General features: G+C 33.1%; 17 protein-coding genes. 8 read left to right on the top strand and 9 right to left on the bottom strand.

Going from position 1 to position 23,401, the window contains the following annotated elements; all coding sequences use genetic code 11:
- On the top strand, positions 1-576 hold the full coding sequence (locus ACZ098_RS08000; protein WP_487311232.1) for a PhnA domain-containing protein: 576 nt from the start codon (positions 1-3) through the stop codon (positions 574-576).
- A 93-nt stretch (positions 577-669) separates the two neighbouring features.
- On the opposite strand, the gene ACZ098_RS07995 is transcribed toward ACZ098_RS08000, so the two are convergent.
- From ACZ098_RS07995 to ACZ098_RS07975, 5 genes are all read right to left on the bottom strand, one after another.
- Complete coding sequence (locus tag ACZ098_RS07995; protein WP_487311231.1) at positions 670-1,047, bottom strand: peptidase associated/transthyretin-like domain-containing protein; 378 nt, start codon at positions 1,045-1,047, stop codon at positions 670-672.
- Positions 1,048-1,178: 131 nt separating this feature from the next.
- On the bottom strand, positions 1,179-2,732 hold the full coding sequence (gene amaB / locus ACZ098_RS07990; protein WP_487311230.1) for an L-piperidine-6-carboxylate dehydrogenase: 1,554 nt from the start codon (positions 2,730-2,732) through the stop codon (positions 1,179-1,181).
- 423 nt (positions 2,733-3,155) lie between these two features.
- A complete protein-coding gene (locus ACZ098_RS07985) occupies positions 3,156-3,710 on the bottom strand; it encodes a 3-hydroxyanthranilate 3,4-dioxygenase (RefSeq protein WP_487311229.1) in 555 nt (184 codons plus the stop codon).
- Between the two features lie 113 nt (positions 3,711-3,823).
- Positions 3,824-4,183: a hypothetical protein gene (locus ACZ098_RS07980; protein ID WP_487311228.1), complete on the bottom strand. Its 360-nt coding sequence runs from the start codon at positions 4,181-4,183 to the stop codon at positions 3,824-3,826.
- Positions 4,184-4,247: 64 nt separating this feature from the next.
- Positions 4,248-5,354, bottom strand: coding sequence for an endonuclease/exonuclease/phosphatase family protein (locus ACZ098_RS07975; RefSeq protein WP_487311227.1), 1,107 nt, complete (start codon positions 5,352-5,354; stop codon positions 4,248-4,250).
- A 136-nt stretch (positions 5,355-5,490) separates the two neighbouring features.
- Here ACZ098_RS07975 and ACZ098_RS07970 point away from each other — a divergent pair, with 136 nt between their 5' ends.
- The 4 genes from ACZ098_RS07970 (at position 5,491) to ACZ098_RS07955 (ending at position 12,231) form a co-directional block, all read left to right on the top strand.
- Positions 5,491-8,298 carry a carboxypeptidase-like regulatory domain-containing protein gene (locus tag ACZ098_RS07970; RefSeq protein ID WP_487311226.1) on the top strand — a complete coding sequence of 936 codons (2,808 nt, stop codon included), beginning with the start codon at positions 5,491-5,493 and terminating at the stop codon, positions 8,296-8,298.
- Positions 8,299-8,307: 9 nt separating this feature from the next.
- Positions 8,308-8,925 (top strand): hypothetical protein, encoded by a 618-nt coding sequence (locus ACZ098_RS07965; RefSeq protein WP_487311225.1) that lies wholly within the window; start codon positions 8,308-8,310, stop codon positions 8,923-8,925.
- Between the two features lie 12 nt (positions 8,926-8,937).
- Complete coding sequence (locus tag ACZ098_RS07960) at positions 8,938-10,320, top strand: DUF5689 domain-containing protein (RefSeq protein WP_487311224.1); 1,383 nt, start codon at positions 8,938-8,940, stop codon at positions 10,318-10,320.
- A gap of 588 nt (positions 10,321-10,908) precedes the next feature.
- Entirely contained in the window at positions 10,909-12,231 is a 1,323-nt protein-coding gene (locus tag ACZ098_RS07955; protein ID WP_487311223.1) for a helix-turn-helix domain-containing protein, read from the top strand.
- Positions 12,232-12,244: 13 nt separating this feature from the next.
- Here the strand turns inward: ACZ098_RS07955 and ACZ098_RS07950 are convergent, their stop codons facing one another.
- A complete protein-coding gene (locus ACZ098_RS07950) occupies positions 12,245-12,412 on the bottom strand; it encodes a hypothetical protein (RefSeq protein ID WP_487311222.1) in 168 nt (55 codons plus the stop codon).
- 226 nt (positions 12,413-12,638) lie between these two features.
- Here ACZ098_RS07950 and ACZ098_RS07945 point away from each other — a divergent pair, with 226 nt between their 5' ends.
- The 3 genes from ACZ098_RS07945 to ACZ098_RS07935 all read left to right on the top strand — a co-directional run bounded on the left by ACZ098_RS07945 (position 12,639) and on the right by ACZ098_RS07935 (position 15,613).
- Positions 12,639-14,177, top strand: a complete 1,539-nt coding sequence (locus ACZ098_RS07945) for a vitamin K epoxide reductase family protein (RefSeq protein WP_487311221.1) — start codon at positions 12,639-12,641, stop codon at positions 14,175-14,177.
- Positions 14,178-14,249: 72 nt separating this feature from the next.
- Positions 14,250-14,438: a hypothetical protein gene (locus ACZ098_RS07940; RefSeq protein WP_487311220.1), complete on the top strand. Its 189-nt coding sequence runs from the start codon at positions 14,250-14,252 to the stop codon at positions 14,436-14,438.
- Positions 14,439-15,241: 803 nt separating this feature from the next.
- Positions 15,242-15,613, top strand: coding sequence for a hypothetical protein (locus ACZ098_RS07935; RefSeq protein ID WP_487311219.1), 372 nt, complete (start codon positions 15,242-15,244; stop codon positions 15,611-15,613).
- A gap of 697 nt (positions 15,614-16,310) precedes the next feature.
- On the opposite strand, the gene ACZ098_RS07930 is transcribed toward ACZ098_RS07935, so the two are convergent.
- The 3 genes from ACZ098_RS07930 to ACZ098_RS07920 form a co-directional block, all read right to left on the bottom strand.
- Positions 16,311-18,176 (bottom strand): OmpA family protein, encoded by a 1,866-nt coding sequence (locus ACZ098_RS07930; RefSeq protein ID WP_487311218.1) that lies wholly within the window; start codon positions 18,174-18,176, stop codon positions 16,311-16,313.
- Positions 18,177-18,194: 18 nt separating this feature from the next.
- Positions 18,195-19,118, bottom strand: a complete 924-nt coding sequence (locus ACZ098_RS07925; RefSeq protein ID WP_487311217.1) for a PorP/SprF family type IX secretion system membrane protein — start codon at positions 19,116-19,118, stop codon at positions 18,195-18,197.
- 25 nt (positions 19,119-19,143) lie between these two features.
- Positions 19,144-23,401 (bottom strand): choice-of-anchor L domain-containing protein (locus ACZ098_RS07920; protein ID WP_487311216.1); only part of this gene is annotated, 4,258 nt, incomplete at its 5' end.

Below are 23,401 nucleotides of genomic sequence, written 5' to 3'. Positions count from 1 at the left end.
ATGAGTATAGTAACCGAAAAAAGATTAAAAGACAGAAGTGGTTCTAAATGTGAAATCAGCGGAAGCGACGAAAATTTAGTTGTGTATTTAGTAGAACCAAAAACCGAAGACATTCCAGAAAACTGTATTTTAATAACCAAAACATTAAAAGATCAAATAGAAAATCCCGAAACTACCAATGCTAACGATTGGCGTGGTTTGGGTGATAGTATGTGGAACGAAAATCTTCCGGTTCAAATTGTTTCTTGGCGTATGCACGCACGATTGAAAAACAACGACATGTTAGAAATGATGTATCTTGATGAAGATGCTCTAGAATGGGCAAAAGCAACAGGAGAAGCCGATGATGACGAAGGGAAAATTATGCACAAAGATTCTAACGGAAATATTTTAAAAGATGGCGACTCTGTAGTTTTGGTGAAAGATCTAGATGTAAAAGGCGCAACATTCACTGCAAAACGTGGCGCTGCTGTGCACAATATAAAACTAGTTTGGGACGATGCCAACCTTATTGAAGGACGTGTGGAAAACCAGAGTATATTTATTTTAACTCAATATGTAAAGAAAACAAAGTAGTTTTTACACAAATATTTCGAGTTGAAATTACACAAATAAAAAAGCGTCCCAATAATTTCGGGACGCTTTTACATTATATATAAGCAATTGAATTTAATTAGCCACTAAAACTACATGAATTTGTTCCGGAATCACATGACACTCGTCTCTTGTTATGGAAATAATTTCAGAAGTGTAGGTTTGATAACCCTCTTTTGAAACCGTAATGGTATAATTTCCTTGTCGTTCATAAGCGCCGACAAAGATGGGATTGTTAACATCATTTACAATTAATGTTTCTGAATAATTACCATCGGTTGCAACAACAGTTACACCATCACTAGTAATCGCACTAGATGCTCCTAAACTTACAGATACATTTAATGCAGCAACTGCTTCTGTAGTACAAAAAATTTCCTCTTCATTTTCATCTTCACAAGTCGATGCCAAAAGTAAAGGCATGCAAAATAACAGTACAATAATTTTTTTCATATAAGTAAATTTGTTTGTTTAATTGTAAGATGCAAATTTCTAAAAATAGTTGCGTTTTAAATCAAAAAAAACGCCCTAAAATGATTTTCAGGACGCTTTTTCAATATTATGTTCTTATTAATTTATCAAAATTACAAGTCAAATTTAATTCCTTGTGCCAATGGCAAACTTGTTGTATAATTGATGGTATTGGTTTGTCTTCTCATGTAGATTTTCCAAGCATCAGAACCTGATTCTCTTCCGCCGCCAGTTTCTTTTTCACCACCAAAAGCACCACCAATTTCTGCTCCAGAAGTTCCTATGTTTACGTTAGCAATTCCACAATCGGAACCAGCAACAGATAAAAAGGCTTCTGCTTCTCGCAAATTGTTGGTCATAATTGCCGATGATAATCCTTGAGCCACTCCGTTTTGAACTTCAATAGCACTGTGTACATCACCAGAATATTTTAACAAATATAAAACTGGAGCAAAAGTTTCGTGCTGTACAATTTCGAATGAATTATCTGCTTCTGCAATAGCAGGTTTTACGTAACAACCACTTTCGTAACCTTCGCCAGAAAGAACACCACCTTCAACAAGTATTTTTCCACCTTCAGCAACTACTTTTTCTAATGCTTTGTTGTACATTTCTACGGCATGTGTGTCTATAAGCGGTCCAACGTGGTTTTTCTCGTCCAATGGATTTCCAATTTTTAACTGTCCGTAAGCCGAAACAATAGCATCTTTTACTTTATCATAAATACTTTCGTGGATAATCAATCTTCGAGTTGAAGTACAACGTTGACCTGCGGTTCCAACAGCTCCAAAAACTGCTCCGATTACCGTCATTTTAATATCTGCATCTGGAGTTACAATAATGGCATTGTTTCCGCCTAATTCTAATAATGATTTTCCTAAACGAGCAGCAACAGTTTGCGCCACAATTTTACCCATTCTAGTAGAACCAGTAGCCGAAATTAAAGGAACTCTTTTATCTGAAGTTAGTAATTCTCCAATTTTATAATCGCCATTGATAAGACACGAAATTCCTTCTGGAAGGTTGTTTTCTTTGATAACTTCTGCGATGATATTTTGACAAGCGATTCCACAAAGTGGCGTTTTTTCTGATGGTTTCCAAACGCAAACGTCACCACAAATCCATGCTAACGCTGTGTTCCAAGCCCAAACTGCTACTGGAAAGTTGAATGCCGAAATGATTCCGACAATTCCTAGCGGATGGTATTGCTCGTACATTCTATGACCTGGACGCTCTGAGTGCATTGTTAATCCGTGTAATTGACGAGAAAGTCCAACTGCAAAGTCACAGATGTCGATCATTTCTTGTACTTCACCATAACCTTCTTGTAATGATTTACCCATTTCATAAGAAACTAGTTTACCTAGAGCTTCTTTGTTTTTGCGAAGTTTTTCTCCAAACTGACGTACAATTTCTCCACGTTGTGGCGCTGGCATTAGTTTGAATGTTTTGAAAGCCTCAATTGCAGATTGCATTACTTTTTCGTAATCCGCAGGAGTTGAAGTTTTTACTGATGCTATTAATTGTCCGTCAACTGGTGAATAACTTTCTAAGATTTCTCCGTTAGAAAAATTCTTTTGTCCTGTTGATGTACCTTCGTTGATGGCTTTTACGCCTAGTTGAGCCAAGGCTTCGGTCATTCCGAATTGTTGTGCAATTGATGCCATTTGTATGTTTTTATTAGTAATTTATAATTTTTTGGTAAAAATAGTGGATTTTACACAAATTTCACGAATTAACACGAATTAAAATTCCTTCAAAATTTCACTAATTGTCAAATTTTGTGTGCTTTTAATTATGATTTATATGATTTTGATAGAAAAAAGATTGTTTTTATAGGAGTTTTACGAATTAGCCCAGATTACCTCACTGGAAATTATTTTCATTTATATCAGTTGAACTTCATTTGAAATGGAAAGCCCAGAACAATGAAAAAGTTACCGTTTCCAGTTTTATAAAAGCGACCAACCGAAGCTCTTTTTAAAGCAATAGATATGGAACTTTTTTGTGAGGACTTGAAATGTATAACTGGAATAGCTTCAGAAAAAACTTAAAACATTAAGGAAAGTAAGGACGTTACCATTTTAAACTTATGATTCGTAGTCTTTGTCTTTATCGATAAATCTTGGGTCGGATTCCATTGTTGTTCCGCAATTTTCGCAAGTTCTTAATTTTTTAGAATTGTAAAACTGCTTGAAATGGGGTAGGAAATCTTTTTCGATGTCGTGCAGTTCAAAATAGACTTCATGCAATTTGTGGTTGCAATTCTCGCAATGCCAAAGTAATCCATCGGTGAAGCCTTTTCCGGCGCGTTTTCTTTCAATTACCAATCCTATTGAACCTTCGGATCGTACAGGCGAATGTGGTGTTTTGGCTGGATTGAGATACATATCGCCTTTAGTCATACTCATTTCTTTGCGTTCGCCGTCTTCTTGAATGATGACTTTTATGTCGCCTTCGAGTTGGTAAAAAAGTTCTTCAGTTTCGTTATAGTGATAATCTTTTCGGGCATTTGGACCAGCAACAATCATAACAATGTAATCGCCAGAATCGACATAAATATTTTTATTTCCAACTGGTGGTTTTAGTAAATGGCGGTTTTCTTCTATCCATTTATTGAGGTTGAACGGTTTTGCAATTGCCATGAGAAATTTGTTTATACGAAGTTACGTTTTTTTGCCATAAAGACGCAAAGGCACAAAGGTTTTTTGTCTTTTTAAAATAAAAAAAGGTTAGCGTGAACTAACCTTTACAACTATTATTTAATTTCAATTTCGAGTGGATTGAAAATTTGTGGAATCTTTTTTGGATCTTTTTCATAGACTGAAATTGTTCCTTTCACGGTTATTTCTTTTCCAACGGAATTGGAAATGTCTAATTTATGCTCTTCAAGATATTTATTGGTAAGTACAACTGTGAAAATATTGTCTGGATACGCTTTATCTATGTTTATATAATTGGTAGTTCTTCCTTCTGCTGCTAATTTGATGGAAGCAACTTTTCCTTTCAGGATAACTTCTTTACCTAAATTTTCTTTTGCTTGTGAAGTCGTTATCTTTTCTTGTGAAAATGATAATGAAGTAATCAGTACTAAGGCAAGGCTTAAAATTGTTTTCATTTTGTTAAAATTTATAGTTTTTTTGGCAAGAAAAAAGGTTAGCGTTAACTAACCTTTTGTACTATTAATTCAATTCTTTAATCAAATACAAATATACCGGAAAGTGGTCACTAAAACCTACTTCGTTAGACTGATGACGTAACGGATATCCTTTATATTGTCCTGTAGTTTGAATTAGATAAGGTTTATTATAAATTCCAGCTTTCCAATATTTAAATGACTTGGTTTCTGGGTTTACAAATTGTTGTGATACCATTATTTGATCGAAAATATCTCCTGAATCTCTATAAAAAAGAGTGGCATTACCTTCTTTAGCCATTTGTTCAAATGGGTTGTAAATATCACGAGGTTCTTTTAATTCGGCTTTTTTAAGTTTAGCACCAAGCTCTACTTTGACACTTTTATTATACGAACCATCGTTCAAATCACCCATTGTGATAACCTTTGCAAGCGGATTCACTTTGATTAATGAATCGATAATTTTTCGGTTTAATGCTCCAGCTGCTTCTCTAAAAGGAGAACTTTTCTTTTCACCACCAGAACGTGACGGCCAGTGATTTACAATAATATTAATCTCTTCACCATCAAGAAAACCTGTAACTAATAGTTGGTCCCTTGTATAAACACGCTTCGACGATTTATCTTCTACTATTTGATCATCGGTTATTTCTTCTTTATCTTTTTTGGAAGTTTCTTTTTGATCATCTCTATATATTAATAAAGGAATATTAGAATAGCTTGTTACTTTAAAATGACTTTTTTGGTACAACAATCCAACATCAATACCTCTTTTATCTGGCGAGTCAAAATGAACTACACCATAATCACGATTGATCAATTTAGGTTGCTTCACTAAGTCTTCCAAAACTCTTCGGTTTTCAACCTCGCAAACACCTAAAAATGTAGGCGAATTGTTAGGGTTTTCACCGGTTCCAATCTCAGAAATTACGCGCGACATATTTTCCAGTTTTTTCTTATATTTTTTTGATGTCCAATTTTGAGCACCATTTGGCAACCACTCTTCATCATTATTTGTTCCGTTGATGGTATCAAACAAATTTTCCAAATTGTAAAAAGCCACAGTATGCACAATGTATTTTTTTGCTTGTGCATTTGCGCCATTTACTGCGAATAAAACAATGAAAACAGCAATTAAATTTTTAATTTTCATAAAACGTATATTAATTTAAAATTAAGTTTTTACAAACTTCGAGCCAAAAGTAGTAATATTATTAAAATAATGTACATTTGCAGGCTGTTAAGTTTTTATTAAGACTTAACGAATAGAAAATTAACTTAATTATTTTATGAAAAAACTTGTCTTTAGTATTTTATTTGTAATGCAGACTGTTTTTGTATTTGCTCAAGCTGGTACTGGATTCTCTGGTAAAGTGATTGATTCAAAAACACAAAAACCATTACAAAATGTTGTTGCCTCAATTCAAAACACAAATTTTTCTGAGGTTACAGATCTTGAAGGAAAATTTACGTTTAAAAATGCAACTGTTGGAACGCAATTGGTACGAATTAAAAGTAGTGGTTATAAAGACCAATTACTATCAGTTGATGTAGAAGAAGGAAAAATTTTAGATTTAGGCACCATTGTTTTAGATGAGGACATTACTCAAGAACAACAATTAAGCCTTATAACCATAACCGAAAATGATTTGGGTGATGACAACAGTGGTTCTGAAAGTACCGCAGGATTGTTACAAGCTTCTCGCGACGTTTTCCAACAAGCTGCTGCCTTTAATTGGGGATTGGCAAGATTTAGAATTCGTGGACTAGACAACGAAAACGGAACCACAATGATTAACGGTGTGGTGATGAATAAAATATATGATGGAAGACCGCAATGGGGAAATTGGGGTGGATTGAATGACGCTACAAGAAATCAGGAATTTACATCTGGTACTGCTCCGTCTGATTACACTTTTGGAGGAATTCTTGGAACACAAGAAATCAATACACGTGCTTCTATTTACAGACCAGGTACAAGAATTTCGTTCTCAGGAACAAATACTAATTACAGCTGGAGAACTATGGCAACGCATGCTTCGGGAATGCAAACTAACGGATGGGCATTTGTAGTTTCAGGTTCAAGAAGATGGGCTCAAGAAGGTTACTTTGAAGGTACCGATTATTCTGCGAACTCGCTTTTTGCAAGTGTTGAAAAGAAATTTAATGAAAAACACTCTATAAACTTCACTTCAATTTATGCTGAAAATAGCCGTGGAAGAAACTCTCCAAATACCGATGAAGTTTCAAAATTAGCTGGATTCAAATACAACTCATATTGGGGTTATCAAGACGGTAAGAAAAGAAACGCTAGAGATAGAGATGTAAACGAGCCTATCCTGATGTTGAACCACTTCTGGAAAATTTCTGATAAAACTAATTTAAATACGAGTATTACACACCAATATGGTAAAATAGGAAGTAGTAGAATTGAAAACCAAGGTTCTGATAATCCAGATCCAACGTATTACAGAAATCTTCCAAGTTTTTACACTTCGCAATACAATCTTGATGACTATACCGATTTTATTGGAGATTCTCCTGAAAATGTTGCAAATGGTATCGCTGCGAGAAATAATTTCCTGGCAAACAGACAAATTGATTGGAATGCACTTTACCAAGCCAACCAAACGTCTGATGGACACAGTGCTTATATCTTGTACGAAGACAGAACAGACGATAAATTATGGACCGCAAACTCTATTTTAAGTTCACAATTGGCAGATAACATCGTTGTAAATGCTGGAGCTACATTTAGAAAATTGAAATCAAATAATTTTGCAAATGTTTTAGATCTTTTAGGAGGTCAATTTTACAGAGATTACGATAACTTTCAATCGGGTTCTGAACAACAATCAGATTTGAATAATCCTAACAGACAAGTTGTTGTTGGAGATAAATTTGGTTATAACTACAATTTGTTAGCAAACACTGTTGATGCCTTCACACAATTTAAATTTACTTACAACAAAGTTGATTTCTATTTGGCTCAAATGTTCAACAGAACACAATACCAAAGAGAAGGATTATACAGAAACGGATTATATCCAACCAACTCTTTCGGAAAAGGAGACAAATACATCTATGAAAACTTTGGTTTTAAAGGTGGTTTAACCTACAAACTTTCTGGTAGACATTTCTTTAATGTAAATGCAGCTTACTTAACTAAAGCGCCTACACTTAGAAATGTATTTCCAAATGCACGTTTAAATAATAATTCAATCGAAGGTTTAACTGGAGAGCAAATTACAAGTGGAGATGTTAGCTACATTGTAAGAATGCCAAAATTCAAATCAAGATTAACTGCTTATTACTCTAACACTAAAAATGCTACCGAAACTTCATTTTTCTACGGAGAAGGAATCTTTGGTGATGATGGTGGAGACGGTGGAGATGCGTTTGTTGCAGAAACGGTTACCAATATCGAAAAACAAAACATTGGTGCAGAGTTGGGTATGGAATACCAAGTAACTTCTACTATCAAAGTTAGTGCTTCAGCAGCATACGGAGAATACACTTACAACAACAATCCTACTGTTTCATTAAATAATGACAACTTAGCAAGTCCAACTAATACTAATCCTACTACCGAATTTGGTACTGCAAAATTGAAAGGATATAGATTGTCTGGCGGACCACAAACTGCTGCTTCAATTGGTTTAGAATATAGAGATCCTAAATTCTGGTGGATTGGCGCTAACGCAAATTACCTTGCTGATAATTATTTAGACGTTTCTTCGTTATTAAGAACTGATAATTTCTTTAATAATCCAAATGATCCTTACGGATTACCATTGCCAGAAGCTACCAACGAAAGAGCAAAAGAATTATTGAAACAAGAAAAATTCAATAATTTTACTCTAGTTAACTTAACTGGTGGTAAATCTTGGAGAGTAAATGGAAATACTTTTGGTTTCTTTGCAACTGTAAACAACGTTTTTGACGTAATTTATAAAACAGGTGGTTTTGAACAAACAAGAAATGCAAACTTTAGAGAAGTAAATCAAGATGTATCTAGTGGCACGCCTGCATTTGCTCCTAAATATTTTTATGGATATGGAAGAACCTACTTCTTAAACCTATACATCAACTTTTAATTAAAAGCTATGAAAACAAATAAAATACTTTCAATCTTAGGATTTGCTGCAATAGTATCCTTAACTGGATGTTCGCCAGAAGATGATATTAAAAATCCTGATTTTACGCCACTTATTTTTACTGAAGATTTTGCCGTAGGTGCCGTTGACAATACAATCCTTGATAATACAGGCTGGGAAAATATTGCTGAAGTTGGAACTATGAAATGGAAAGAGCAAATTTTTAGCGGAAATCCGTATGCAGAATTCAGTTCGTTTCAGTCTAACGAAGCAGTTAATATTGGTTGGTTGGTTTCGCCAGATATCAATCTAGACGCAACCGAAAACGAAATTTTACAATTTCAATCTTCTCAAAGTTTTGTAACATCATCTTCAAATTCATTAGAAGTACTTATTGCAACTGATTATGATGGAACCAATTTAACAAGTGCTAATTGGGAGCCGTTACCAGCAACTTTACCTACAACTACAAGTACCTATTTTGCATTTATTAAATCAGGAGAAATTGATTTATCAGGATACACTGGTACTGTAAACATCGCTTTTAAAGTTAAAGGTTCAGGAACTAATACAGCGTTAGACGGTTCCTACCAAGTAGATGCAATTAGAGTTTACACTAAACAATAAATCATAAATACTATGAAAAAAATAATTTTAAAATCAGTATTATTACTTACCCTATCTTTAGGGATATCAAGTTGTGTAAATGACGATTCATACGCTACACCGAATGAAACCTTAAATACAACAGAATTAGCTACAACTACTACAGTTGCAGCTGTGAATGCCGCTGCTACGAACTCACCTGTAGAATATACTGCAGACGATGTTATAGAAGCGTATGTTACATCTAGCGATGAGAGTGGTACTTTTTACAAGTCAATTTCATTCCAATCGATTACAACAGATGGTTCGGCTCCAATCGGATTCAGTGTGCCAATCGACGTTACAACGCTATACGGAAAGGGTTTTACACCTGGAAGAAAAGTGTATATAAAATTGAAAGGTTTATACACTGCTAGAGTTTTTGGTTCATTACAAATAGGATCTTTATTTGAAGGTGGTATTGGTAGAATTTCAGTTTTCGAATGGAAGAACTTTTTGTTCCCATCGGCAACTAAAGTAGCTGAAAACACAATAGTTAGAACGCTTACACTTGCTCAAGCTTATACTGATACAAATCAAAACACTTTAGTTGAATTGGACGCTGTACAGTTCGCAGATGGTTCAATCAACAGAACGTATTATGATGTAGATTCTGGTGGAGGCGCAACAAATCATTTGTTGACTGCTTTAACTGGTGGAACGCAAAGAATTATTCGTTTCAGTAGTTTTGCACCTTTTACAGGAAATCAAGTACCAACAGGAAGTGGAAAAATTCGTGGTGTTTTATCTAAATTTAACACTGATTTCCAATTTATAGTACGTTACGAAAGTGACATTAAACTTACTGCTCCAAGAGCAGATATTTACCCACCAATAGTTGGAAATAATATTCAGTTTTCAGGTGCTTTTACAGAAAACTTTGAGAGCTATACTGCAGGTTCGGCTACTACAGGTCAAAACAATTTTCCAAAATATGTAAACGATCCGGTATTAGGTTCAAAAACATGGAGAACTAGAACATTAAGTAATAATAAATACATCGAGATGTCTTCTTTTGGAACGCCATCAGAAGTAAATAGAACCTTATTTATTGTACCTGTTGACATGACTGCTGCTAATAATTTTTCTTTCCAAACAAGAACAAATTTTTACGTAGGTGAAACATTAAAAGTATATTACAGCACCAACTACACACCAGGTGCAGACATTTCGACCGCAACTTTAGTAAATATTACTTCTAACTTTGTGTTCTCTACTGCAAATACATCAACAGCTACTTTTACCAACAGCGGCGTGTTTGCAATTCCAGCAAATGTTACTGGAAACGGTTTCTTTATTTTTGAATACAAAGGTTCAGGATTGTCAACACCAGCATTAACAACAAATATGCAAATTGATAATATTGTCGTAAATTAATTTACAATAGCTCAATAACCTTAAAAAGGCTTCCGAATGGAAGCCTTTTTTGTTTTTAAAACAATTTTAATATGAATCTAGTAAAAATTGTAAAATTGAATTAGCGAGTTTTTGGTTATTTTGGAAAAATTAACTTTTTAATATTTTCGAAATTAAAGATAACTGTATCTTTGTTATTAATCAATAACATTTAAAATGAAGATTTGTATTGCTTTGACTTTTCTTATAATGTCTTCACTTGTTTTCTGTCAAAAAAAACAAATATTAAATGATTCAGAATACTTAATTCTAGAAGAGAAATCAAGAATATACTTAAATAATGATATTGACAGTTCTTATAAATACTCAGAAGTTATTGAAAAATCAAACAATCACCTTCACAAATCATTTGCAAATGCGCTAAAAGCCTACATAAGCCAAATAAAAGGGAAAAATAAACTGGCTGATAAATACTTTTTAAACAGTCTGAATAATTTAAATAAGGTTCCAACGAATAGAGAAAAGACACGAATTCATGCACTTATAAAAAATTATGCTGGACTTATAAGTTGGAAAAGGCACGATTTAAAAAAAGCCTACCGAGAATTTTTGAATGGAAAAAAATTATCAGAAAGTATATCGGATAGAAAACAAGTTATAATATTTAATAATAATATTTCATTAATTCAAAACGAAATAGGTAACTATAAAAAAGCAATTGAAATTCTACATGAGTCTAAAAAATTAATTTCAAAGTCAGAATACTCATTTTCAAAAGAAAAATTATCAACAACGCTAAGTAATATTAACTTACAACTTGGAGTTACATTTGAAAACGCCTACTATAATGATACTTCCAAAAAAAAGCTAATAGATTCTGCTTTATATTATTACAAAAAAAGTCTGAATTATTCTAACAATCTTTTAGATAACAAACTTACAGCACAAAGTAACATGGCAACAATCTATAAAGTTAAAAAAGACTTTGTCAATGCCGAAAAACTCTATATTAATTTATTGGAATTAACAAATAATTATAAATATGAAAGTAAGCACTATAATATAGCTTACAATCTTGGCGATCTTTACTTTGAACAGAAAAAATTTGATAAAGCCCTAATTTTTTTTAATAAAGTAGATTCTATTTACAAGCTAAATCCTTTAAATGACTTAGAATTTATAAATACTAATTACTATTTAGCTAAAATTTATGAAAATTATAATAATGAAGAAAAAGCTTTAGAGTATTCTAAACTGTATTTGGTAAATTTTGAAAAATATGAATCAGAAATGAGTGAAGCGCAAAAAGAAGTAAACTACTTATCACAAAATAATAAGTTTAAAAAAAATATGAAAGCTATTCAAAAAAAGTATAAATATTCTAAAACACTTCAATATTCAAGTATTTCAGGTCTCTTTTTTATAATTTTTATTTTAATTTTTTTACTTATGAAAAACATAAATGAAAAAAGAGAAATAACTAATAAAATTGAAGACGTAATTAAACAGTTTGAATTTAAAAAAGAAATAATAACTTCTTCTTCAAAAAATTCAACTACGTTAAATATAGACTCTGATAAAGAAACCGAAATAATTCAAAAATTAATACTTCTTGAAAAAAAAATGTTTTATCTAACACAAGACTTTACTTTACAAAACACAGCAAAAAAAATAAAAACCAATACAACATACCTGTCTTATGTAGTAAACAAACATTATAATAAAACTTTTAGCGAGTATGCTAATGAATTAAAAATTAGTCATGTCATAAATCAACTAATAAATAATCCAACATATCGTAAGTATTCTACGCAAGCAATCGCTGAAAGTGTTGGATTTAAAAATGCAATTTCATTTACTAAATCTTTTAGTAAAAGGGTAGGCATGTCGCCTACCCAATTTATAAAAGGCATAAATTCCGAATCAAAATAAAACAATTTTAAAATTACCCACCACCATTTCCTTTGCTAGGAACTGGATTTCCATGTTCATCATATTCAATTAATGGTGGTAGTTGTGGTGATGAAGTTTCACCACCTAAAATTTTAATTTGTTCTTTAGGCGCCAAAACAAATTTTACGAATTTTGCGAATTTTTCCGTACGATTTTCCATTTAATTTAATTTAAGTTAATGATTAAATTCAAATATAGCGTTAAAGAAAATCGACATTGAAATTATAATAAATGAAAACGTATATTCAGTGTAAAGTATTGTTTTACAGATACTTAAAACATGATATTGCCTTAATAATTTATAAATTATTAAGGCATATTAATTAAATATATTACCCGAATCGATGAAATTAATTCTTTTTTTTTGAGATTTGATAAAAAAAATCATGCTTACACAAGTATTAAAATATTTAGAAAAGAATGGTTATGGACATAAATTAGAAGACTACAAGGAAACTTTTATGTCACATCCCGATTATCCAAGTCTTTTTGCAATTACAGATGCAATGACATTTGTTGGAATTGATAGTGTAGCAGCAAAAGTTTCAAACGATAATTATTCTAAATTACCTGACATCTTTTTAACATTCATAAATTCATCATCTGGAACTTCAGAATTAATTATTGCTACAAAAGATGATGAAAAAATATATATACAATCTGATACATACCGAAAAAGAATAAATCAGATAGAATTTCTAAATAATTGGAAAAATATTGTTATTGCAATTGACAAAAATGAGAACACAAATTATAATAATAACAAAATAAATTTACTGTATTACATACCTTTAGGAATATTGCTTTTAGCTGCGATATTTAGTTTTACATCAGCACTACATTTGGCTTTTTTATGTATATCATTTGTTGGCTTAATTTTAAGCATCCTTATACTTCGCGAAAAGTACGAGGATAGTTCAGAAATATCTTCCAGTGTATGTAATTTTAATGAAAATATTTCATGTAGTTCTGTTATAAATTCAAAATTTGGCAAAATAAACTCGTGGTTAGGTATATCAGACTTACCCATACTATTTTTTACAATAAACTATTTTTCACTACTACTCATTCCTGCGTCAATCCAAATTTCTGGAATACTAAGTGTTTGTTCTATACCTTTAATTTTATATCTAATTTGGATACAAAAAGCAAAAGTTAAAAAAATATGTGTCTTATGTATTTTAACTTCTTCCCTATTGACAATTCAAGCAATATTATGGATTGCTACACTAGATGTTTTAGAAATTGGATTGGTTATTAGTATCAAATACATATTTATTTTTACAGTGTTTTTAAGTATTTGGGTTTTTATTAAAAGCTTTATTGAAAAAAACAAAGATTTAAAGTCAGAAAACATAAAAATGAAAAAGTTTAAAAGAAATTTTTCAGTTTTTAAAAAACTTCAATCAGAGCTAAGTAATTCAATTAATATTTCATTAGTAAGTCCAATAATAATAGGAAACATAAGTGCGCCAATAAATATATCTATGTTCTTAAGCCCTAGTTGTGGTCATTGTCATGAAGCTTTTGAAAAAGGATTTCTATTAGCTAAAAAATTTCCAAATGATATTAAATTACAAATTCTGTTTAATGTTAATACAGATAATGACAATAATCCATTCCTAACAATTGTAGAAAACATACAAACTATAAAAGAATTAAATCCAAAAATGGTAGAGGAAGCATTGTCTGACTGGCATTTAAAAAAGATGAAAGTCACTGATTGGTTATCAAAATGGCAACAAAAAACAATTCCAATTAAAGTAAAACAGACAATTAAACAACAATATGAATGGTGTATTGAGAATAATTTAAAATTTACACCAATAAAAATTTTGAATAACAAAATTTATCCTAATGAATACGATATTGAAGAAATCTCATACTTCATTGAAGATATAAAGGAACAGCAAATGACAGCATAAATAAAATAGAAAAAGTCAGAAACCCAACTGACTAAAAATGCTTGGGTAATTAACTATTAACAATTTATAATCATGAAAAAATCAATCTTGAACTTAGAAGGAACATCAGAACTTTCTAAAAAAGAACAACAAACTATTGTAGGAGGTGGTCCAGGTAGACCAACAATATGTAATGATCCTGGCGACACAAACCAGCCAATTGTAATCTGTTATGCACCACAACGCTGCATGGGAACAAATGAAAATCCATACTGCGGTTAATTTTAAAAAATCCAAGAAACCAGTTTCTAAAAAAACTGGTTTCTTTATATCATTTCAATTTTTTCGCAAAATTTAAGAACTATTTAGCGAAATAAAAGCAACTTATTTAATTGAACGTTTTTCATCTTAAAAAAATAATTTTAAATTTAAAAAGTAATCCCGCTCACGGAATAGAATGGGCAATAGGAAATGGAAAGGAGGTAAATATGAATATTTTACTAACATAATACATGAAGTGCAGTATATAAAGCGAATGCTACTAGGAACTCTTGTTTAGACTTATACCACACTGCTTTGAAAGAACCTATTGTTTATTATTAACAACATACATTTTATAAAATAGTAGTTAAAAATGAAAATTGTTTATACGCACATAAAACGATAATACAAAAAGAAATTAAAAATCAAGAGGGAAAATTAATTTTAAGTCGAACTTTTGAGAATCACCAAAAACAAGGCACCTACTATTACAATCAATTTGTGAATTTATAGCATTTAATTCCGACTATTACAAAAACCGAATACAAATTTGATACTAGTCGACTTGATGGACTATGTTATCAATACAAGCACGACACTAGAAACTGTTTGGTAAAAAAATACTGGTAAACAATTGGAATTTATTGTTTATAATTCGCAAGATATAGTTTTACAACTAGTTCAAACATCTCACCTTTTAATGCATTAGAAACAGGATGCCTTCTTATTAAATACGATATTTTCGGTCGTATCGAATATACCGCTTAGTTTTAGGTTCAAAAACATGGAGAACTAGAACATTAAGTAATAATAAATACATCGAGATGTCTTCTTTTGGAACGCCATCAGAAGTAAATAGAACCTTATTTATTGTACCTGTTGACATGACTGCTGCTAATAATTTTTCTTTCCAAAGAAGAACGAATTTTTATGTAGGTGAAACATTAAAAGTATATTACAGCACCAACTACAAACCAGGTGCAGACATTTCGACCGCAACTTTAGTAAATATTACCTCTAACTTTGTGTTCTCAACTGCAAATACATCAACAGCTACTTTTACTAATAGCGGCGTGTTTGCAATTCCAGCAAATGTTACTGGAAACGGTTTCTTTATATTTGAATACAAAGGATCAGGATTATCAACACCAGCATTAACAACAAATATGCAAATTGATAATATTGTCGTAAATTAATTTACAATAGCTCAAATACCTTAAAAAGGCTTCCATTCGGAAGCCTTTTTTGATTTTAATTCAAAAAACTTGAGCCAATTTTCTATTCAAAATTCATTTAACTGAATGCATTACTATTTAAAATAACATAATTATATAACAGAAGGATAAATTAGGCTTGTAGAACAAAATAAAACAAGCATCTATAAAAGTATTTGTTATTTAGAGAATAATAGCCTAAAACGAGTCAAAAAGCATTATGAGCAATGTTTTTATTAAATAATACGAATGTATATTGAAAAACTCTTAGTACTGTAACACTTTATGTAATTAAATATTAGTTTTTTAAATTGATTTGTTAATTTTTGAACCAACTTTCTATTAAACTATTCTTTTCTTGACGTATTAAATAATGATTACTATCTAATACTCATTCGTTGTTATTAAAGATTTATCAAATTACAAATACATCTTGATTACCAACAAAAGTTTTTAACTAAAGTAATAGTAAATTATTGAATCCTTTCAAGAAGATAACGATATTATTTAAAACTTTAAAATCACTGTGGATGTAAAGATTAAGAATATAGAATGCATTAATGTGCAATGAATATTAAAAATAAATCTAATGCTTTCAAAATTGTATCTAACTAATAAAAAATGTAAGAAAAAAAAAGGCCGAGCAATGCTCGACCTTTTCTACTATTAATCTATAAAATTATTTAACGATCAAGAATTCTGAACGTCTGTTTTCAGCATGCTGCTCTTCAGTACAAGTTTCGCCACAAGCAACTTTAGGCTCACTTTCACCGTATCCTTTTCCAGAAATTCTAGAAGCAGAAATACCTTTTGAAATAATATATTGTACGGTAGATTTAGCTCTACGGTCAGACAAACTCATATTGTAAGAATCACTTCCTCTGTTATCAGTATGCGATTTAGCCAAAATAACCAACTCTTCGTTATTTTTCATAACCTGTACTAACTTATCCAACTCGAATGCACCTTCTTGCGTAATATTACTTTTATTAAACTCAAAGTAAATTGGTTTCAACACTATTTCAGTAGGTGTTACAATTACATCAATTGGCTGTAATGCTGCATCCACTTTAACTTGCTGACCTTTACTCTTAGCAACTGCAAAAGCATTACCTTCAAATCCATCTTTTGAAGCCTGAATTGAATACGTTTTATCACATTCTACGCTATAAGTAACTTCTCCTTTAGCATTGGAACGCTCAGTAGCAATAATGTTCTTTTTGTCATCCAAGATAGAAACTTTAGCATCTGATAAAATCGCACCGGTTTTAGCATTAGTAACAACTACAAATACTTCAACAGCACAAATTGGCGTAGCAGCATAAATATCATCATTTCCAGAACGGTTACTAGAATAGAATCCCAAATTTTTGGCTTTATTAAAGGTAAAAGCAAAATCATCTTTTTTACTGTTAATTGGTTCTCCCATATTTACAGCATCGGTACCTTTAGCCAAATTGATTTGATAAACATCCAATCCACCTAAACCTTGCTTGCCACTTGATGCAAAATACAAAGTAGTGTTGTCATCAGCAATAAATGGAAAGCTCTCATTACCTTCAGTGTTTACCTTATTTCCCAAATTTTCTGGCGCTCCATAAGTATCACCATTTATTGAAACTTTCCAAATATCAACACCACCTAAACTTCCAGGCATGTCAGATGAAAAATACAACGTTTTTCCATCAGCACTCAAACTTGGATTACTAGTAGAAAATTCTTTAGAATTAAAAGGTAATGACTTAATATTACCCCAAGAATCACCTGATTTAGTAGCAACATAAATATTATTTCTACCAAGTTTTAACTTGTTAACTTTATCTTTTTCAAAAGTACCTTCTCTAAAACTATCGCTAGAAAAATAGAGAGTTGTACCATCTGAAGACACAGTAACCGGTCCATCATGAAACTTAGAGTTCAATTCAGAAGCTGTAGTTGGCTCAGAAAAAGTACCACTATCACCTAAAGTAGATTTATAAATATCTAAAAAAGGTTCTTCGTTCCATCCGTAATTTCTTCTTGCACTGTTTCGCGCACTTGTAAAATACAAAGTGTTTTCAGACAATACAGCACCAAAATCCGACTTATCTCCATTGATATCCAAAGCTTTGGAAGTATATCCTGGTGTTTTACTAAGTATTTTTGGAACGTAATTAGGATTCTCTTTGAATGATTTAGCACGCAAATCATTTGGAGCCATAGAAGCAAACTTGTTCATTTGCTTATTAGCTTCCTCGTATTTGCCATCAGCTTTCAACATTTGAGCATATCTGAAATAAGTTTCAGCATCCTGATTGGTTTCAACAGCTTTAGCATACCATGTAGCAGCTTCTGCAGTATTAAACATATTGTAATAAGTATCGGCTAATTGTTTGTAAACATATCCGTCACCTTTACCATTATCTACGAGTTTTTTGTAAGCCTCGGCAGCATCAACATACTCGTAGCGATTATACAGCTTATCTGCTGCTTTAGTGTCTTTGTTTTGAGCAATGATAGAGGAACTTATTGCTAAAAAACTTAATGCTATATATAGGTTTTTCATTTTAATTGTCTTTTTAGATTAGAAATAACGTGGTGATTGTGAAACTTTTTTCGGGAAGTTCAAGTTGAACAACAAAATTACCTCGTGAGATGAAGGTGTTGTTATATCTAAATCAGACACAATATGATCGTAGGCATAACCCAATCTTATGTTTGGAGTAATAGCATAATTTACCATCGCACCAAAAGAATCTTCCAAACGGTAAGTACCACCTATTTCAAACTTGTCATTAAACATAAAGTTTGCAGAAAAATCAACCGAAGTTGGTGTGTTAAATGCCGACTTAATCATGGTAGACGGTTTGAATTTTACATTAGGATTCAAATCAAAAACATAACCTCCTGTTAAGAAATAGTGAAGTGTTTCAGTTCCAAATTGTCTTCCGTTGTAATCAAGATATTTACCTTTTAACATGTTAGGCACTGAAAATGCAACATAATATTTATTAGTGTAGTAAAACAATCCACTTCCTAAATTCAAGAAAGTACGACTTGAATTCTCTTGAAATGCTGGGTCATTCGGATCAGGAACGTTACCGTTCCCAATCTGACTGAATAAACCTACACTATGAAAAGTAGCTCCTGCTTTCAATCCGAAAGCAAGTCTTCGTTCACCACCTAAATTTAAAGTATAAGAGAAATCTGCATACACGTTGTTCTCTTCTACTGGTCCAATTTTATCGCTTATGGCAGACAATCCCAAACCAACATTTCTGCCTACAGGACTGTGCACAAAAAACGTTCCAGTAGTTGGTGCATCTTCTATTTCTACCCATTGCTTTCTATACAATAATCCTCCAGCCAAATTCTCTTTCGAACCTGCATACGCTGGATTTATAACACTCATATTATACATATACTGTGTATAATGAGGATCTTGCTGTGCATTTACTTCCGTAACGGCTAACAGAGCAACTAGGGCTATGAAATATAATTTCTTCATTTTAATATAATTTATCATTTTAATTTTAATTTTCTCTGTTAATGTATATCCATCCTGATTTTGTTTCTCCTTGAACTCGATCAATCACGAAATAGTAAGTTCCGTCTGGCAATTCATTTCCATTACTAGATTGACCAACCCACTGATTTGTATAACTAGTTTTAGAATAAACTTTGGTACCGTATCTATTATAAATACTCAACTCTTTAACACCTAAACCAGTTAGTTCAAAAGCATCATTAAGTCCGTCTCCATTAGGAGAAATACCTTTTTGAATAGTACAAGTTGTTTCATTTGCTGTAAAGCTTACTTCTTCAGAACATGACGTTTCAGAAGCAGTAACAACGCAAGTATAAACACCGTTTTGAGTAACATTAACTGTAGCTGAGTTACCTATAACTGCACCAATTTCATTACTCCACTCATAAGTAGCTGTAAGTGGATTGTAAGAAGCATTCAAAGGTGTTGCCTCTAATACATAAACTGTTCCTTCACATCCACCAGTAATTTCAAACTGAGGCAATGGAGATACCGTAACTGTTAACGTTCCAACGCTAGCACAAACTCCAGAAGCTGGTGTAAAAGTGAACGTAAAGGTACCACTTGTTGTAGTGCTTATTGATGTTGGACTCCATGTTCCTTGATTTCCTTGTAAAGAAGTTGTTGGCAACGATGGAGCATTTTCACCTTGGCAAATAGCAGCTATAGGTGCAAATGTAGTTGGTTGTAATGGATCAACTGTTACAGATAAAGTTCCTGTAGTAGCACAAACTCCTGCATTTGGTGTGAAAATGTAAGTTGTTGTTCCACTTGTAGCAGTACTAATACTTGTAGCATTCCAAGTTCCTTGAACACCTTCAAGTGAAGCGGCTGGGAATGCTGGTGATGCCGAACCTTGACAAATACCTACAATTGGATTGAAAGTAGGATTTACGACTGGTACAACACTAACCGTAGTACTTCCTGTAGCAGTACAACCAGAATTATTAACCGTGACTTCATAAACGCCAGCATCAGTAACCGAAATGGTTGCAGTGGTTGCAGCTATCGGTGTCCCATCTAATGTCCAAGAGTACGTTACAAGTGCTGGATCATAATTGGTACCAGTTACCGTAATAGTACCTGTTGAACCGGCACAAATAGAGAACGACGGAGTCACAGTAAACTGTGGAGTTAAGTCTTGAACAATCAAGTTAAATGGATTAATAGCAAAACAACCTGTTGTATTATTCTCAACTCTTACATAAATAGTCTGACTAAATTGAACGGTATTAGTATAAAACTGCGGTAATGGATTAACCTCTGCGGCAGCATCAGCAGCAGTTAAATAGTAAACTACTGAATAATCAGCTGGTGCTAAGGTTCCTAAAGCAGAAGCATTGTTAGAAAATAAGTCAAATTGAGCAAATCCTAAACTGTTACAAGCAATAAGATTGTTAGGAGTTCCTGCTGTAATGGCATCATAAAACTCAATGGTAACTGAATCACTTGAAGAACAAGTTGTATTGATATAAGAAGCGCTTAAACCATATTCTCCAGTTACACTTACAGTTAAGGTTGGTCCCGTTTGATTAGGAATAACATCTCCATTTAAAGTCCAAACAAAAGAGTACTGTGCTGGATTTAAACCGCTGTTTAAAGTAAATGTTTCTCCTGCACAAAGAGCAGTTCCATCCGCTTGCAAGAAATCTTGACCTAGTTCAATATTTCCAATATCAAAACTTCCTCCTTCTAAAAATACAGCAGAATCAAAAGCAGTATCAGAACGATCGGCAATAACCATTTTAATATGGTATTGAGCACCAGGGGTAACTGGTGATGTTGCAACCATAGGAACAGTAACACCATTAAAATTAATTGGTGCTCCTAATGGATTAACTCCTTGTGGCAATTGATAAAATTGACTGAAAAAAGCTGGATTAGCTGAAGCACATGCGGCATTGTAAAGTTGATTACGAATTGTAACAACTGAAACTGGTATTGTTGTACTAGGAATTACAGCTAAATTAGTAGTCACTCCAGTAGCTACGTTTGTTAGTAAGAATGCAAAAGCATCTGAGAAATCGCACTGAAAAGTTCCATATTCTTCTGAAGCGAATATAAAATTAAAACTAATTTGATCAGTTAATGGAACAAAATCAAATTCTAGTTTAGATGCATTTCTTGAGTTCATTGGTAATCCGGTAGCAGCTAAAATAATTGCTTCTAAATCAGTGTCTCCAACCCATGTTGTAGTTCCTTCACTCAAACCTGTAGTATTTGGTCCTGGTGTACTTGAAGCAGCACCTGAACTTAAAACAACTCCTTCCGCAAACGGAAATGAAGAGCCATTTTGATTAAAATAACCAATACCGTTTACACTGCCAAAATTATTTCCTGATGATGATGTTACGTTAGTAACATTCGCACAAGTTGTTCCTAATAAAACATTTTCAATTAATTGAACATTTGTATAACCTGCTGTCGTTGCCGAAATTGGTGGTGGTATTGTTCCAATACAAACGTTGAATGCAGAAGTCTGATTTGGTGTTGCAGTCCAAGTATAAACTCGTACATAATAAGTTTGACCAGGAGTCAATGTAGTGGCATTACTAGACTCTGCATCACTACAATAAATTTGGGTAAGGTTACCGCAAGTTCCTGAGTAAAGTACGTGATACAAATCCGTCGTACTTCCAGTAATATTGTTCAAAGATATAGAGTGAGCTGTTGTAGTTGCAGTAAATTGAAACCATACATCATCATCATCTGTTCCACCGCAAGTATTTGGTTCTGTTGAAGCGGTTGCTCCAATTACAGTACCACCAGTTACTAAAGTACAAGTAGTGTTTGGATTTACTGGAACGGTAACGGCATTAGCACATTCGTCATTTGTAATTAAAGTTGCAAAAACTACTCCTGGATTAGACCATAAACTAATATCTGTATCACTACAATGTGATCTTACATATACTACAAATTGTGTTCCTGATGCTAATCCTGTTAGAGGAAATGGATTTGTATTTGCAGTAACAAATCCTGTTGTAGTAGACGTTGGTACTGGTGAACCTGCTGGTAATACCAATACTTCCCATTGTGTTGCTGTTCCCATTTCGGTCCATCCAACTAGTGCACTAGTTTGTGTAACTGCTGTTACAGTCACTGCTGTAGGTCTTGGACATGTTGGTGGTGGTGCACACGTTACGTTGGCAACCCATCCTGGATTGTTCACCGAACCGTCACTTCTAAATCTAAAAGTCAAACATCCAGTTGCTGCATCACCTGTAAATGGTCCAGGTATTGCAGTACCCCAATATCCTCCAGCCAATCCTCCAGGAACATTCGCTGCTGGATTGGTACTTGGTATTTGTGGTGCTGCTATTGAATTTCCGTTGAATACGTATAAAGCATCCCAATTGGCTTCTGTGTTGAAAGCTGTAAAAGTTACAGTTACTTGCTGTCCTGGAATTGTTGGACAGATTGTTACAGTACTGTCTGTATTATTTGCATAGTTAGCTGTTGCTCCTCCTGGATCGGTATAAGTTCCGCCACAAGCTGGTGGTGCAATAGGTGTTGTTACGGTTCTTGGTCCTGTCCAAGCACTCACGTTTCCTACGCCACAAACACTTCTTACATAAATATTATAACAAGTATCGCCATTCAATCCTGTTAGTGTAAACGGATTGGTTGTTGCAGATACAAATCCTGTTGTAGCTGCTGTTGGAGCTGGAGCAGCACATGGTAAGGCAAGTACTTCCCAAGCTGTTGCTGTTCCTGTTTCTGTCCAAGCTAAGGTAACAGAATTAAAGGTAAGTGCAGAAGTTACTGGTGAGATTGGTTGCGGACATGCTGGTGCTGGTGCACAAGTTACGTTAGCAACCCATCCTGCAGCTACTGTTGCAGCACTAGTTCTAAAACGGAATGTCAAACATCCGTCTGGACTTGATGAAGTAAACGATCCTGGATTTACAGTTCCCCAATACGATCCTGCTAAACCTCCAGGAACAGTTCCTGCTGGGTTAGCACTCGCTATTTGTGGTGCTGCAATTGAATTTCCATTGAAAATATATAATCCATCGTTACTTGCTTGTGTATTGAATGATGTAAAAGTTACCGTAACGGCATCTCCTGGTGTAGTTGGACATACGGTTACTGTACTGTCTACGTTGTTAGCATAATTAGCATTTGCTCCTCCTGGATCTGTGAAAGTTCCTCCACATACTGGTGGTGCTACTTGAGTAGTTATTGTTCTTGGTCCTGTCCAGTTACTTGAACTAGTTGGAGAACATACTGCTCTTACATAA

Source organism: Flavobacterium sp. SP2 (assembly GCF_057626655.1).
The sequence above is the reverse complement of the archived record's forward strand: the minus strand, read 5'-3'. Positions and strand labels throughout refer to the sequence as shown.